This window comes from Halanaerobaculum tunisiense, assembly GCF_054657635.1.
The window spans coordinates 45,875-58,802 of record NZ_BAAHYI010000007.1 but is presented as its reverse complement, the minus strand read 5'-3'; the positions used below and the strand labels follow the sequence as shown (position 1 = coordinate 58,802).

General features: G+C 32.8%; 12 protein-coding genes. All 12 read left to right on the top strand.

All coding sequences use genetic code 11. The features are described from left to right. The first annotated feature begins 18 nt into the window (after positions 1–18). On the top strand, positions 19–705 hold the full coding sequence (gene deoC, locus ACYQ3D_RS07725; RefSeq protein WP_459837569.1) for a deoxyribose-phosphate aldolase: 687 nt from the start codon (positions 19–21) through the stop codon (positions 703–705). A gap of 154 nt (positions 706–859) precedes the next feature. After that, positions 860–1,615: a DNA repair protein RecO gene (gene recO, locus ACYQ3D_RS07720; protein WP_459837567.1), complete on the top strand. Its 756-nt coding sequence runs from the start codon at positions 860–862 to the stop codon at positions 1,613–1,615. Continuing rightward, entirely contained in the window at positions 1,615–2,067 is a 453-nt protein-coding gene (locus ACYQ3D_RS07715) for a DUF4342 domain-containing protein (protein ID WP_459837566.1), read from the top strand. Before recO ends, ACYQ3D_RS07715 begins: the two co-directional genes overlap by 1 nt. Positions 2,068–2,297: 230 nt before the next feature. Continuing rightward, complete coding sequence (gene glyQ, locus ACYQ3D_RS07710) at positions 2,298–3,182, top strand: glycine--tRNA ligase subunit alpha (protein ID WP_459837564.1); 885 nt, start codon at positions 2,298–2,300, stop codon at positions 3,180–3,182. Continuing rightward, positions 3,175–5,253 (top strand): glycine--tRNA ligase subunit beta, encoded by a 2,079-nt coding sequence (glyS, locus tag ACYQ3D_RS07705; protein ID WP_459837562.1) that lies wholly within the window; start codon positions 3,175–3,177, stop codon positions 5,251–5,253. Before glyQ ends, glyS begins: the two co-directional genes overlap by 8 nt. A gap of 322 nt (positions 5,254–5,575) precedes the next feature. Next, positions 5,576–6,313, top strand: a complete 738-nt coding sequence (locus ACYQ3D_RS07700; RefSeq protein ID WP_459837677.1) for an ankyrin repeat domain-containing protein — start codon at positions 5,576–5,578, stop codon at positions 6,311–6,313. Between the two features lie 66 nt (positions 6,314–6,379). Then, the gene (gene glpX, locus ACYQ3D_RS07695) at positions 6,380–7,363 is read left to right on the top strand and encodes a class II fructose-bisphosphatase (protein ID WP_459837560.1); all 984 of its coding nucleotides are present in this window, start codon (positions 6,380–6,382) and stop codon (positions 7,361–7,363) included. 18 nt (positions 7,364–7,381) lie between these two features. Beyond that, positions 7,382–7,726: a hypothetical protein gene (locus ACYQ3D_RS07690; protein WP_459837558.1), complete on the top strand. Its 345-nt coding sequence runs from the start codon at positions 7,382–7,384 to the stop codon at positions 7,724–7,726. A 76-nt stretch (positions 7,727–7,802) separates the two neighbouring features. After that, the gene (ccpN, locus tag ACYQ3D_RS07685) at positions 7,803–8,462 is read left to right on the top strand and encodes a transcriptional regulator CcpN (RefSeq protein ID WP_459837557.1); all 660 of its coding nucleotides are present in this window, start codon (positions 7,803–7,805) and stop codon (positions 8,460–8,462) included. A gap of 19 nt (positions 8,463–8,481) precedes the next feature. Then, entirely contained in the window at positions 8,482–9,291 is an 810-nt protein-coding gene (locus tag ACYQ3D_RS07680; RefSeq protein WP_459837556.1) for a pyruvate, water dikinase regulatory protein, read from the top strand. Positions 9,292–9,322: 31 nt separating this feature from the next. Beyond that, positions 9,323–10,120, top strand: a complete 798-nt coding sequence (locus tag ACYQ3D_RS07675) for a pyruvate, water dikinase regulatory protein (RefSeq protein ID WP_459837555.1) — start codon at positions 9,323–9,325, stop codon at positions 10,118–10,120. A gap of 69 nt (positions 10,121–10,189) precedes the next feature. Then, the gene (gene ppdK / locus ACYQ3D_RS07670) at positions 10,190–12,862 is read left to right on the top strand and encodes a pyruvate, phosphate dikinase (RefSeq protein WP_459837554.1); all 2,673 of its coding nucleotides are present in this window, start codon (positions 10,190–10,192) and stop codon (positions 12,860–12,862) included. Positions 12,863–12,928 lie beyond the last annotated feature (66 nt).

The window sequence follows — 12,928 nt, the reverse complement described above, 5'->3', positions numbered from 1 at the left end:
AATAAGGAGCTGATTTAAATGGCAATTAAACCTAAGGATATGGTTAAAATAGTTGATTATACCAAGTTAGATCCTTTGGCTACTGTAGCTGATATAAAGCAAATCTGTCAGGAAGCTAAGGAGTATAATTTAGTAGCTGTCTGTGTTAATCCTTGTTTTGTGCCTTTAGCTAATCAGTTATTACATGATACTTCCGTTAAAGTATCTACTGTAATAGGTTTTCCCTTAGGTGCGTCGACTCCTAAGGCTAAGGCTTATGAAACCAAAAATGCTTTAGATAATGGGGCTCAAGAGGTAGAAGTAGTAATTAATACTGGAGATATTAAGAATAAAAATTGGGCTAATATTGAAGAAAGTATCAAACCAGTAATTGAAGCTACTAAGTTATCAGGAGTTACTAAAGATATTATTACTAAGGCGATTATTGAAACTTATTATTTAACTGCAGAAGAATTAGACTATATAGCTAAATTTCTAAAAGAATTTGGGATTGATTTTATTAAAACTAGTACTGGTTTTAGTCCAGCTGAGGAACCAGACTTAGATGCTGTAGCACTGATAAGAAAAATAGTAGGTCGTGGTATTGGAGTAGAAACTTATGGTGGAGTTGAGAATTTTGATGATGCAATTAAGATGTTAGATGCTGGTGCTAATCGAATCGGGACTAGAAATGCTATTTCAGTGGTTAAACCAAAGGAAGATTAAATATTGCAAATGAATTAATATTATTTAATAATTAGGAAATGATAAGTAATAAAGTAAGGAACTAAAATCATCTGTATCAGAGAGGAGTTTCCCTTTGCGTATAGAAGAATATAAGAATAGGTATACTAGATACTAACTAAAAGGATTGATATTAATGAGCCTGTTTGATACAGATGCTATTGTTTTACGCCACTATGAATTAGGAGAAGCAGATAAGATAGTTATTTTATTTACTAGAGCGAAGGGAAAGATTAAAGTAGTTGCTAATGGGATTCGCAAGACCAAAAGTACTTTAGCAGCTGGCTTAGAGCCTTTCACCTATAATCATGTAGTTGTCTACCAAGGGAAATCAGAGTTGGCTAGATTGAGTCAATGTGAAATTAAAGAATCATTTAGTAGTTTAAGAGATAATATCGTCAAGATGGGAACGGCTTCTTATCTGGCCGAATTGATTAATGAATTAACAGTTCTTTATCAGGCTAACCAGGATATATTTAAATTATCAGTCTTGACTCTGCAGTTATTAACTCAGCTTGAGGAATTGGATTTATTAATTAGGGCTTTTGAATTAAAGTTATTGGCTTTATTAGGTTACCGACCACAATTAAGTAATTGTATTAAATGTAATAGTCAGTTAGATGAAGAGATCAAATTTAGCTTAACAGAGGGTAGCTTAGTCTGTGCTAGTTGTGCTAGTGGAGAAGTAAGAGACATTAGTTGGGGGACTGTCAAGTTTATGCAACAGTTATTACAACTGGATTATAGACGGCTATTACGTTTGCAATTACCAGACTATGCTAACCAGCAATTAGCTACAATCATTCCTGCTTATATTGAGATGATTATTGAAAAAAGATTAAAGTCTCTCTCCTTTTTACAGAATCTATCAGATATCCAAGGAGGAAAATAATGGAGGAACTAAATAAACTAGACATTATAGTAGAACGGACAGGAGCTAGTTACAAGGAAGCTAGTAAGGCTTTACAAGATGCCCAAGGAGATATTTTGGAAGCAGTACTTGCTATTGATAATCAAGCTACCTCTAATAATAGAAGTACTAATCAAGAACAGACTAGGCAAAGAGAGACTGGAGAACAAGAACAAGACACTAAAAAACAGCACCAGAAGAAGCGAAGATCAAATCGTTTTCAAGTAGGCGGTGACCAGTTAGTTGCTAAAGTAAAAGAGTTGCTTAAACAAGGGAATGTGACGCGAATTATTATTAATAAAGAAGGACAGGTGTTAGTGGATATTCCTGTTACTGCTGGAGTAGTGGGAGTTATTTTAGCCCCTTATTTATCAGCAGTAGCTGCTATAGCAGCTGTAGCTTCCCAGTACGATATCAAAGTGGAGCGTCGTTAGCAGGCTAAATTGACAAGTTAAGTAATCTTTGATATATTAAGAGAAAAAAATGCTGCGATAAAGTAGCAGGGTGGAGGCAGCCTCGTCCCTGGTAGGTGACTATTAGGGAGGGGGTTTTTTCTGATGAGTTGATAGTTAACAGTGTATAGTTTATAGTTTTTTAACTATTCACTGTTAACTATCAATTATCAACTATCAACTGTCAACTAACATATGGGAGGGAATTCGTTGTGGAGTTTCAGGAAATAATTAATACTTTAAATCAGTTTTGGTCCGAACAAGAATGTGTTATTAGACAACCCTATGATGTAGAAGTAGGGGCAGGAACAATGAATCCATCTACTCTTTTACGGTCTTTAGGCCCTGAACCATGGAATGTAGCTTACGTAGAGCCCTGTCGAAGACCAGATGATGGACGATATGGGGAAAATCCTAATCGGTTACAACATTATTATCAATATCAGGTGATTATGAAACCTTCACCGGATAATATTCAAGAAATTTATCTTAAGAGTTTAGAAGCTTTAGGTATTGATCCAGGAAAGCATGATATTCGTTTTGTAGAGGATAACTGGGAAAATCCAACAACAGGTGCTTGGGGACTTGGTTGGGAAGTCTGGCTTGATGGAATGGAGATTACGCAATTCACTTATTTTCAGCAAGTTGGTGGCATTGAGTGTCAGCCTATTCCTGTAGAACTGACTTATGGCTTAGAAAGAATTGCTATGTATTTACAAGAAGTAGATAGTGTCTATGATATTGAGTGGGTGGCAGATGTTAAGTATGGAGATGTCCACCATCAAGGTGAAGTAGAACATTCTACATATAATTTTGAAGAGGCAGATATTGATAAGTTATTAACTTTATTTAACTTATATGAGGATGAAGCTCAAAGTGTAATCGATAAAGGTTTAGTACTTCCGGCTTATGATTATGTACTAAAGTGTTCTCATACATTTAATCTGTTGGATGCTCGCGGGGCTATTTCAGTTACAGAACGGACTAGTTATATTAGTCGGGTCCGCGATTTAGCTAAAGCTTGTGCTCGAGCTTATGTTCAGCAGCGAGAAGAGTTAGGTTATCCATTGTTAAAGGAGGGACAGAATGATGAGTAAGGATCTATTATTAGAGATTGGGACCGAAGAAATTCCGGCTAGATTTATGCTCTCTACTTTTGAACAATTAGAAGAGTTGGCCCAAGAAAAATTTTCTAACCAGCGGATTGAAGTAGGTAATATTAAGGCAACTGGTACTCCAAGGCGCTTGGTATTATACCTTAAAGATGTAGCTGATAAACAGGATGATTTACATAAAGAAATCCGTGGTCCAGCTAAAAATATTGCTTTTGATGAGGAAGGAAATCCTACTAAAGCTGGTAGTGGGTTTGCTAAAGGACAAGGGTTAACTCCAGAAGAATTAGAAATTAGAGATACTGATAATGGCGAGTATGTTTTTGCTTGTAGTACAGAACAAGGAAAGAATACAGAAGAGTTACTACCAGAAATTTTACCAGAAATAATTACTGACTTGGAATTTCCTAAGGCTATGCGGTGGGGCAACCAAGAGATGAGTTTTATTCGGCCGATTAAGTGGTTGTTAGCCTTATACGGAACAGAAAAGATTGACTTTTCTGTAGCTGGAGTCGAGACTGCTACTTGGAGTAGAGGACATAGATTTTTAAGTTCTGGTCAAGTAGAAGTCACTCAGCCAGCTGCTTATTTTTCCACTCTAGAAGAAGAGTATGTGATTGCTGATCATCAGCAGCGCCAAAAGATGATAGTAGACCAGATAGAAGCGATTGAAGCAGATCAAGGAGTTAATGTTATTGTAGATGATGAATTGTTAACAGAGGTTAACTTCTTAGTTGAGTATCCTACTGCTTTATGTGGTAGTTTTGAGCAGCAGTTTTTAGAGTTACCATCTGAGGTACTAATCACTTCTATGCGTGAACATCAATGGTATTTTCCAGTAGAAAATAATGCAGAAGAATTAGAAAATCTATTTGTCACTGTTAGAAATGGAACTGCTGAACATATTGCTACTGTCCGAGAAGGAAATGAAAAAGTACTTCAGGCTCGGTTAGCAGATGCTAAGTTTTTCTACGAAGAAGACCAAACAGAAAGTTTAGAGTCTAAAGTAGAAGAGTTAAAAGATATTATCTTCCAGGAAGATTTAGGTACTATCTATGATAAGGTAGATCGAATGATTGCTTTAGCTGAGGAATTTGGTCAGCAACTAGAGTTAACTTCTGGCCAAGTAGACCAGGCAACTAGAGCAGCAAAGTTAGCTAAAGCTGATTTGGTAACAGAAATGGTTAATGAATTCTCCAAATTACAAGGAGTAATGGGCCGTGAATATGCTTTATTGGATGGAGAAGACGAAGAAGTAGCTACAGCTATCTTTGAACATTATCTACCACGCTATGCTGAGGATATTTTACCAGAGACTAAGGTAGGTCAAGTAGTCAGTATTGCTGATAAGATTGATAATATTGTAGCTTGCTTTAGTGTCGGAATAATTCCGACAGGTTCGCAAGATCCTTATGCTTTAAGACGGCAAGCCCAAGGAATTGTAAGAATTATTGCTGAGACGGAATTAGATATTACCTTAGATAGTTTAATTGATCCTGCTTTAAAGTTATTAGCTGATAAGATTCAACGATCAGAAGCTGAGGTTAAAGAAGATATAATTGACTTCTTTAAGTTAAGATTAGAGAAGTTATTAGAAGAAGAAGGTATAAGATATGATGTTAGAGATGCTATTTTAGCTACTAATTATGTTGATCTAGATGATACTCTAACAAGAGCTAAGGCAGTAATGGACTTTAGAACTAATGAGCAATTTATAGATTTAATTGAAGTCTTTAATCGAGTCAATAATTTAGCTCAGAAGGCTCCTGAAGAAGTCGAAATCGATCAGGAATTATTTACATCTGATGCTGAGGAAGAATTATATACTACTTATAAAGAATTAAAAGCTAAAGTAGATCAACTATTAGCTGAACAGGATTATAGTACAGCTCTAGAGGAGTTAGTTACTATTAAAGAGGCAGTTGATGCTGTATTTGATGCTGTACGAGTTATGGCTGAAGATCAGGAAATAAAAGAAAATCGCTTGAGTTTATTAAAATTAGTAGCGAAGTTATTATCACAAGTAGCTGATTTAGAGCAGATTGTAATTGATTAACAACTAAATCAATTTAAAGTTGGCCCTGGATCTATTTTAGATCCAGGGTTTTTTTTAGCTGATTTATTGAAATATATATAATAAATGTTATAATATGGATATAAAAAATATTAGGAAGATAAAAAAAGGAATAGCACTCATTAAAAGTACAATAAAAAGGATATAGTGTACTACATTAAACCTAATATGATAAATAATTATACTTTTTAAGCTAAAAGTGTTGCATTTTATCTCTTTAATCAGTATAATATAGTTGAAAGATGAGTATAATACATGGTAGAGAAATTGATTTATATCTTGAGGAGGGATTAGTTTGGTAGCTATGTCAATGAGAACAGATAAAAAGTCAAGAGAAAGAAATAACTATGGAGATACTATGTTGATGCAGGCCTTACAAAATAATGCTGATTTAGATACAGTTAAGTCACTAGTTGCTTCAGGAGTTGATGTTACAGCCCGTAATAGAGCAGGAACGACTGCTTTGATGTTTGCAGCTTGGTATAGTACTAATCAGGAAGTAATTACTACTCTAATTTCTGCTGGGGCCAATGTTAATAGTCATTCTGGAGTGGGGAAGACGCCTTTAATGTATGCTGTACGGTATAATACTAACTTAGAGATAACTAAAGCTTTATTGGCGGCTGGAGCAGATGTGAATGCCCAAGAAGGATTAGGGAGAACAGCACTAATGTATGCTACTGAAAATGAAAAGAGTCAAGATTTAATCTCAATTTTACTTACAGCTGGAGCAGATATTAATCAACCAGACCATTCAGGAATCACTCCTTTAAGTTGGGTTATTAAAAATCATCCTCAGCCAGAATTATTAAATAAATTAATTGCAGCCGGAGCAAATGTTAACTCTAGAGATCAGAAAGATAGAACTCCTTTAATGATAGCGGCTCAAGATAGTGATTGGCAGACAATGTCTATTTTACTTGAGCAGGGAGCCGACCCCCAAGCAGTTACTGTTAATGGATTAACAGCTATTGATTATTTACAGGAAAATCAGGATATTCAGGATAATAGAATTTATAGAGAGTTAAAGCGAGCAAATTAGTATTGTTGGGTAGGTAGTGTAGTATTAATTATAAATTTACAAATATAGAGGAGTTGATCAGCAGGTATGAATTCGTTAGCTTTAAAATTTGTTAAAGTAACAGAGCAGGCTGCTTTAGCTGCTTCCCAATTGGTTGGTAAGGAAGATAAAATTGCAGTTGATCAAGCTGCAGTAGACGCTATGCGAGAAACTTTTGCTACTATTAATATTAAAGGTGAGATAGTAATTGGAGAAGGACCGAAAGACAAAGCTCCAGCTTTGTATACTGGAGAAAAAGTAGGGTGTGGTAGTAAAGAATTAGATATAGCAGTTGACCCGGTTGAAGGAACTGATTTGGCAGCTAATGATTTACCTAATTCTTTAGCTATGGTGGCTGCTTCTGATAAAGGTAACTTATTTAAGGCGCCTGATATGTATATGGATAAAATAGCTGTTGGTCCTGAAGCTAAAGGGATAATTGATTTAACAGCTACTCCAACTGAGAATATAAAAGCTATAGCTAAAGCTAAAGGAGTAGATGCTTGTGAGTTAACAGTAGTTATTTTAGATAGACATCGTCATAAAGAGTTGATTAAAGAAGTAAGAAATACAGGAGCTAAAGTTAAACTAATAAATGCTGTAGATTCAGTTGCTGGAATAGTTACTGCATTAGGTGAAATAGATGTTGATGTATTAATGGGAATTGGTGGTGCTCCAGAAGGAGTTTTAACAGCAGCTGCTCTAAAATGTTTGGGTGGAGATATGCAGGTTCAATTACATCCTCGTAATCAAAGTGAAATTAACCAAGCTTTAAAAATGGGGATTAGTGATATTAATAAGGTATTTACTATTGATGATTTAGTTACAGGAGAAAACATTATTTTTGCTATGACTGGGATAACAGATGGTGAGTTATTAACTGGAGTACAGGAGAATAAAACACATTCTCTTGTAATAAGTAGCCAACCAGGAAATCAATATATTAGAGAGATAAGAACTTTAAGTGATAACCAATTAACTAAGGTTAGTGCAAGTAATAAGCAAGTAGCTAAAGTTGAATTATGTAGTTAATGAAAGAGGAGGATTAAAATGAATAATTTAAATCAAAAGCAAAAACAAAGTAGTGTAGAAATTTTAGGTATGTTAGATCAGTTTGGATATTTATCTGTAAAAATTAGTAATTGCATATTGTCAGTAGAAGAGATTAAATTTTTTGGAGTAGAACAATTTGGATTTCAAGTTACTGGAGATGGGGTTAGTGTATCTCAAATAAAAAAAGTCGGAAAAGATTTAATTGTATTATTTGATATTAGGGAGTTATTGAGTAAGAAGCAGATTAATTCACAAATTGTAGAAGGAGTTATTAAAGTAGACGGACGGGAAATTGGAAGGGATAAACTTAGTATTTCTTCATTTATTAATAGTGTGAAATAATTGCTAGTTTTTTCAAATGACTTATTACTTATTATAATAGATATGTAATTAAATATAGGATTTAGGTTGAAAGGGAGTGGTTGCTATCAATTTAAGTAAACGGCAAAAGAAAATAATTGAAATAGTAAAAAATAATGAGCCGATTCCCAGTAAAGAAATAGCTAAACAATTAAATTTAACTAGAGGAGCTTTACGATCTGATTTATCTGTTTTAACTATGGCTAATATATTAGAAGCAAAGCCTAAAGTAGGTTATTTTCATTCTCAGGATAATTCATATTTAAACGATTTTGATGAATTATATGGTAAGAAAGTGAAGGAAATTAAATCAGCCCCTGTGGTAATAAAAGAAGAAAATAATTCTATTTATGATGCAATAGTAACTTTATTTTTAGAAGATACTGGATCTATTTTTATAATAGATGATAGTGAATCTTTAGTGGGTGTTATTTCTAGAAAAGATTTATTAAAAATAACAATGGGAGAAACAGATATGAATCAAGTTCCAGTTAGTATAGCTATGACTAGAATGCCTCATATTGTTACTGTTAAAGATGAAGATACTATTTTAGAAGCAGCTAAAAAGATAGCTGATTATGAAATTGATGGAGTACCAGTAGTTGAAGAATTAGATAAACAGTTAGATGATTCTAAAGAACGCAATTTAAAAGTAATTGGAAAGGTAAGTAAAACTAATATTACTCGAGTGTTTGCTGATTTTGGAATAGAAATTTAAGAAGGAGGAATTGATCATAGTGATTGATAGTAATTATATTATATATTTAATATCAGATTCTACTGGTAAGACAGTTGAAACAATGATTAATTCGATAGTTATTCAATTTGATATGGAGCAAATTGAAAAAAAGAAATTTACTAATGTATCTACAATAGATAATTTAACGGATATAATTAGTCAGGCTAAAAAGGAAGAACAGAATGTGATTTTAGCTTATACTTTGATATTACCAGAGTTATGTGAGTATATAGAGGAAGAAGCAGCTAAATATGATATTCCAATAATGGATATTATGGGACCATTTATGAATCAGTTTTCACAAATTTTAAACCAACAACCTCAGTTAGAGGTAGGATTAAGTCATAATGTAGATCAGGGAGTTGTTAAGCGCAAGTCTTGTATGAATTTTAACATTAGATCAGATGATGGAAAGGATCTAAATAAATTAACTGAAGCTGATTTTGTACTAATTGGAGTTTCTAGAACCTATAAAACTCCATTAAGTATGTATTTGGCTCGGTATAATCATAAAGTTGCTAATATTTCTTTATCGCCAGAAGTAGAAATTCCACAAGAAGTTTATAATTTACCTTCCGAAAAAATAATTGGACTAACAATTGATCCGGTTACATTACAAAGAATTAGACAACAAAGATTGAAGTTAATGGATGTTAACTATAAGATTAGTTATATTAAGTTAGAAAGAATCAAAGAAGAATTAAAATATGCTCAACAGATTATGAATAAGTTAGATTGTCAAGTTATTGATATAACTGATACTTCTATTGAAGAGATATCCAGTCAAATATTATCTATGTTAGATTGAAGGAGGGACAAAAATTACTGCTGATGGGAAATTGGTAATATTTATTATATCTGATTCTACTGGTAAAACAGCTGAAACTGTAGTTGATGCAGTAGTTAGTCAATTTAATCCTGATACAATTGAAATAAGAAAATTTAATAAAATAACGAATATGAATAAATTGACTAAAGTAGTTGACAGAGTAAAAAAAGAGCAAAAAGTTATTTTAATATATACTTTGATAAAACCAGAATTATGTAATTACATAGAAGATAAAGCAGAGAAATTTAATATTCCGGTAATAGATATTATGGGGTCAATTATTTCTAAATTTACCCAAGTGTTAAATGATTCACCCCAATTAGAGCCGGGTTTAAATCATAAGATTGATAATAAATATTTTGAAAGAATAGATTGTATAGAATTTACTGTAAATTGTGATGATGGACAGTGCATAGAAAGGTTAGGAGAAGCAGATATAGTTTTAATTGGGATTTCTAGGACATCTAAGACTCCGTTAAGTATGTATTTAGCACATCAAGGTTATAAAGTAGCTAATATTCCTCTAATTCCTAAAGTTTCTCCTCCTGTAAAATTATATAGGTTATCATCTGATAAGATAGTAGGTTTAACAATTGATCCTATGGCTTTACAACAGGTTAGAACAGAAAGAGTGAAAGAAATGAATTTTAATTATCAATCTGATTATACGCAAATGAGTAAAATTTTAGATGAAATTAGTTTTGCAGAAAAAATTATTAATGACATAGGAGATATGAAGATTAATGTAACTAATAAATCAATTGAAGAAGTAGCAAGTAAAATTTTGTCTAACAAAAGTTTCTTATAAATTAGTTAACTAATTTATAAGAAACTTAAATAGAAATAAATTTATTTCTTAAAAAAGAAAGGGGATAAAATGGCTGTTAATAAAAAAGCAATTAACAAAAAAGATACTGATGAAAGATATATTTATTCTTTTGAGGAAGGTTCTTTAGATTTAAAATCATTATTAGGGGGTAAGGGTGCTAGTTTAGGAGAAATGACTAGTTTAGATCTACCTGTTCCTCCTGGAATGACGTTAACTACAGAAGTTTGTAATCTTTATTATCAAAATAATGAAACATTGCCTAACTTTTTACAGGAAGAAATAAAAGAGCGTTTATCAGATTTAGAGAAAAAAACTGGTAAACAATTTGGAGATAAGGATAATCCATTATTGTTATCAGTTCGTTCTGGAGCAGTAATTTCTATGCCAGGTATGATGGATACTATTTTAAATTTAGGATTAAATGATCAATCAGTTAAGGGATTAGCTAAAAAAACAAGTGAGCGGTTTGCTTATGATTGTTATCGTCGGTTTATTCAGATGTTTGGGGATGTAGTATTGAAAATTGATTCTTATAAATTTAATAATATATTAGATAGACTAAAAGAGAGATTAGATTTAGAAAATGATTTAGAGTTAACAAGTGAAAACTTAAAGAACTTAGTTTCTAAGTATAAATCTATTATTAAAGAAGAAGCTGGAATTGATTTCCCACAAGATCCAAAAGAGCAGTTGATTACTGCGGTAGAAGCTGTTTTTGGTTCTTGGAATAACAAGCGAGCTATTGTTTATCGTGATGCTCACGATATTGATCATGATTTAGGAACGGCAGTTAATATTCAAACAATGGTATTTGGAAATATGGGGGATGATTCTGGAACTGGTGTTGTATTTACCAGAAATCCATCTACAGGAAAAAAAGAATTTTATGGTGAATATTTATTAAATGCTCAAGGAGAAGATGTAGTAGCTGGGATTAGGACTCCTAGTTCTATTAAATCTTTAGAAGAAAAGCTACCAGAGGTTTTTGAACAATTAGTAGGTATAACTAAAACTTTAGAAAATCACTATAGAGATATGCAGGACATTGAGTTTACAATTGAAGAGGGAGAATTATATTTATTACAGACTAGAACTGGGAAGAGAACTGCTAAGGCTGCTATTAAAATAGCTTCAGATATGGTTGAAGAAGGCTTAATAACCGAAGAAGAAGCTTTGTTGAGGGTTACTCCTGAGAATATTGAAAAAGTGTTACATAGACAAATAGATCCTGAGATTGATAAGGATGTTATTACTGAAGGTTTACCTGCTTCTCCTGGAGCAGCTGCTGGTAAAGTAGTATTTTCAGCAGATGAGGCGGAAAAGTTAGCTGAAAGAGATGAAAAAGTAATTTTAGTCAGTTTAGAAACAACTCCTGAAGATATTAATGGTGTATTAGCTTCAGAAGGTGTATTAACTACTCGAGGTGGAATGACCAGTCATGCTGCAGTGGTAGCGAGAGGTATGGGGAAACCTTGTGTTTGTGGTTGTAAAGAAATTAAAATTGATTTTGAAAATGAAGAATTTTTAATTGGGGAACAAAAAATAACTAGAGGAGATTATATTACGATTGATGGTACGACTGGTGAGGTAATTTTAGGTAGTGTAAAAATGATGGATTCGAAGTTAAGTCCAGAGTGTCAACAGATATTAGAGTGGGCTGATGAATATAGGGAATTAAATATCAGAACTAATGCAGATAATAGAAAAGATACCAAAAAAGCTTATGAGTTTGGAGCAGAAGGAATTGGGCTTTGTAGAACGGAACATATGTTTATGGCATCTGATAGATTATCAATAATGCAAGAGTTAATTTTAAGTGATTCGGAAAAGCAAAAACAAGAAGCTTTAGCAGAATTAGAATTAATCCAACAAGATGATTTTGAAGAAATTCTTACTGAAATGGAAGGTTACCCAGTAACAGTACGTTTGTTAGATCCACCATTACATGAATTTTTACCTGATTTAATAGAATTAACTAAAGAAGTAACAGAATTAAAGTATCAAGAAAAAGAAACGGAGCTACAAGAGAAAGTAGATTTATTAAAACAGGTTAAAGAAATGAACGAATCAAATTCAATGCTAGGCTTTAGAGGATGTAGATTAGGAGTAAAAATACCTAAAATATATGATATGCAAGTTCGAGCTTTAATCAAAGCAGCTATTAAATTAATAGATAATGGTATAGAACCTAAATTAGAAATTAAGGTTCCATTAGTTACTCATGTTAATGAATTCAAGTTTTTAAAAGAAAGAATAGAGCAGTTGGCAGATGAATTATTAGAGCAAGCTGGAGTGAATCTAGAATATAAAGTAGGGACTATGATTGAATTGCCAAGGGCTTGTATGACAGCAGATCAAATTGCTGAAGTAGCTGACTTTTTCTCTTTTGGAACTAATGATTTAACTCAGACTACTTTTGGGTTTAGTCGAGATGATGCTGAAGGTAAGTTTTTGAATTATTATTTAGATGAAGGAATTTTAGAAGATAATCCATTTATTACTTTAGATGCAGCTGGAGTAGGAAAGTTAGTTAAATTTGCTACTGATCTGGGGAAAGAAGTTGATGAAGATTTAAAGGTAGGAATTTGTGGAGAACATGGTGGAGAACCAAAATCAATTGCCCAATGTCAAGAATATGGTTTAGATTATGTTAGTTGTTCTCCTTATCGAGTACCAGTAGCTCGATTAGCAGCTGCCCAAGCTAAAATAGAATCTAATTAATAAAAAGAAAAGTTTGGTAGATTATCTACCAAACTTTTTGATTTTTTGTAAAGGCTAAAAATATTG

Bases quoted from the DNA above. Each gene is read 5' to 3' on its own strand.
- glpX (WP_459837560.1), top strand. From the start codon at position 6,380: ATGAATTCGTTAGCTTTAAAATTTGTTAAAGTAACAGAGCAGGCTGCT.
- ACYQ3D_RS07700 (WP_459837677.1), top strand. From the start codon at position 5,576: ATGTCAATGAGAACAGATAAAAAGTCAAGAGAAAGAAATAACTATGGA.
- ppdK (WP_459837554.1), top strand. From the start codon at position 10,190: ATGGCTGTTAATAAAAAAGCAATTAACAAAAAAGATACTGATGAAAGA.
- ACYQ3D_RS07690 (WP_459837558.1), top strand. From the start codon at position 7,382: ATGAATAATTTAAATCAAAAGCAAAAACAAAGTAGTGTAGAAATTTTA.
- ACYQ3D_RS07715 (WP_459837566.1), top strand. From the start codon at position 1,615: ATGGAGGAACTAAATAAACTAGACATTATAGTAGAACGGACAGGAGCT.
- recO (WP_459837567.1), top strand. From the start codon at position 860: ATGAGCCTGTTTGATACAGATGCTATTGTTTTACGCCACTATGAATTA.
- deoC (WP_459837569.1), top strand. From the start codon at position 19: ATGGCAATTAAACCTAAGGATATGGTTAAAATAGTTGATTATACCAAG.
- glyS (WP_459837562.1), top strand. From the start codon at position 3,175: ATGAGTAAGGATCTATTATTAGAGATTGGGACCGAAGAAATTCCGGCT.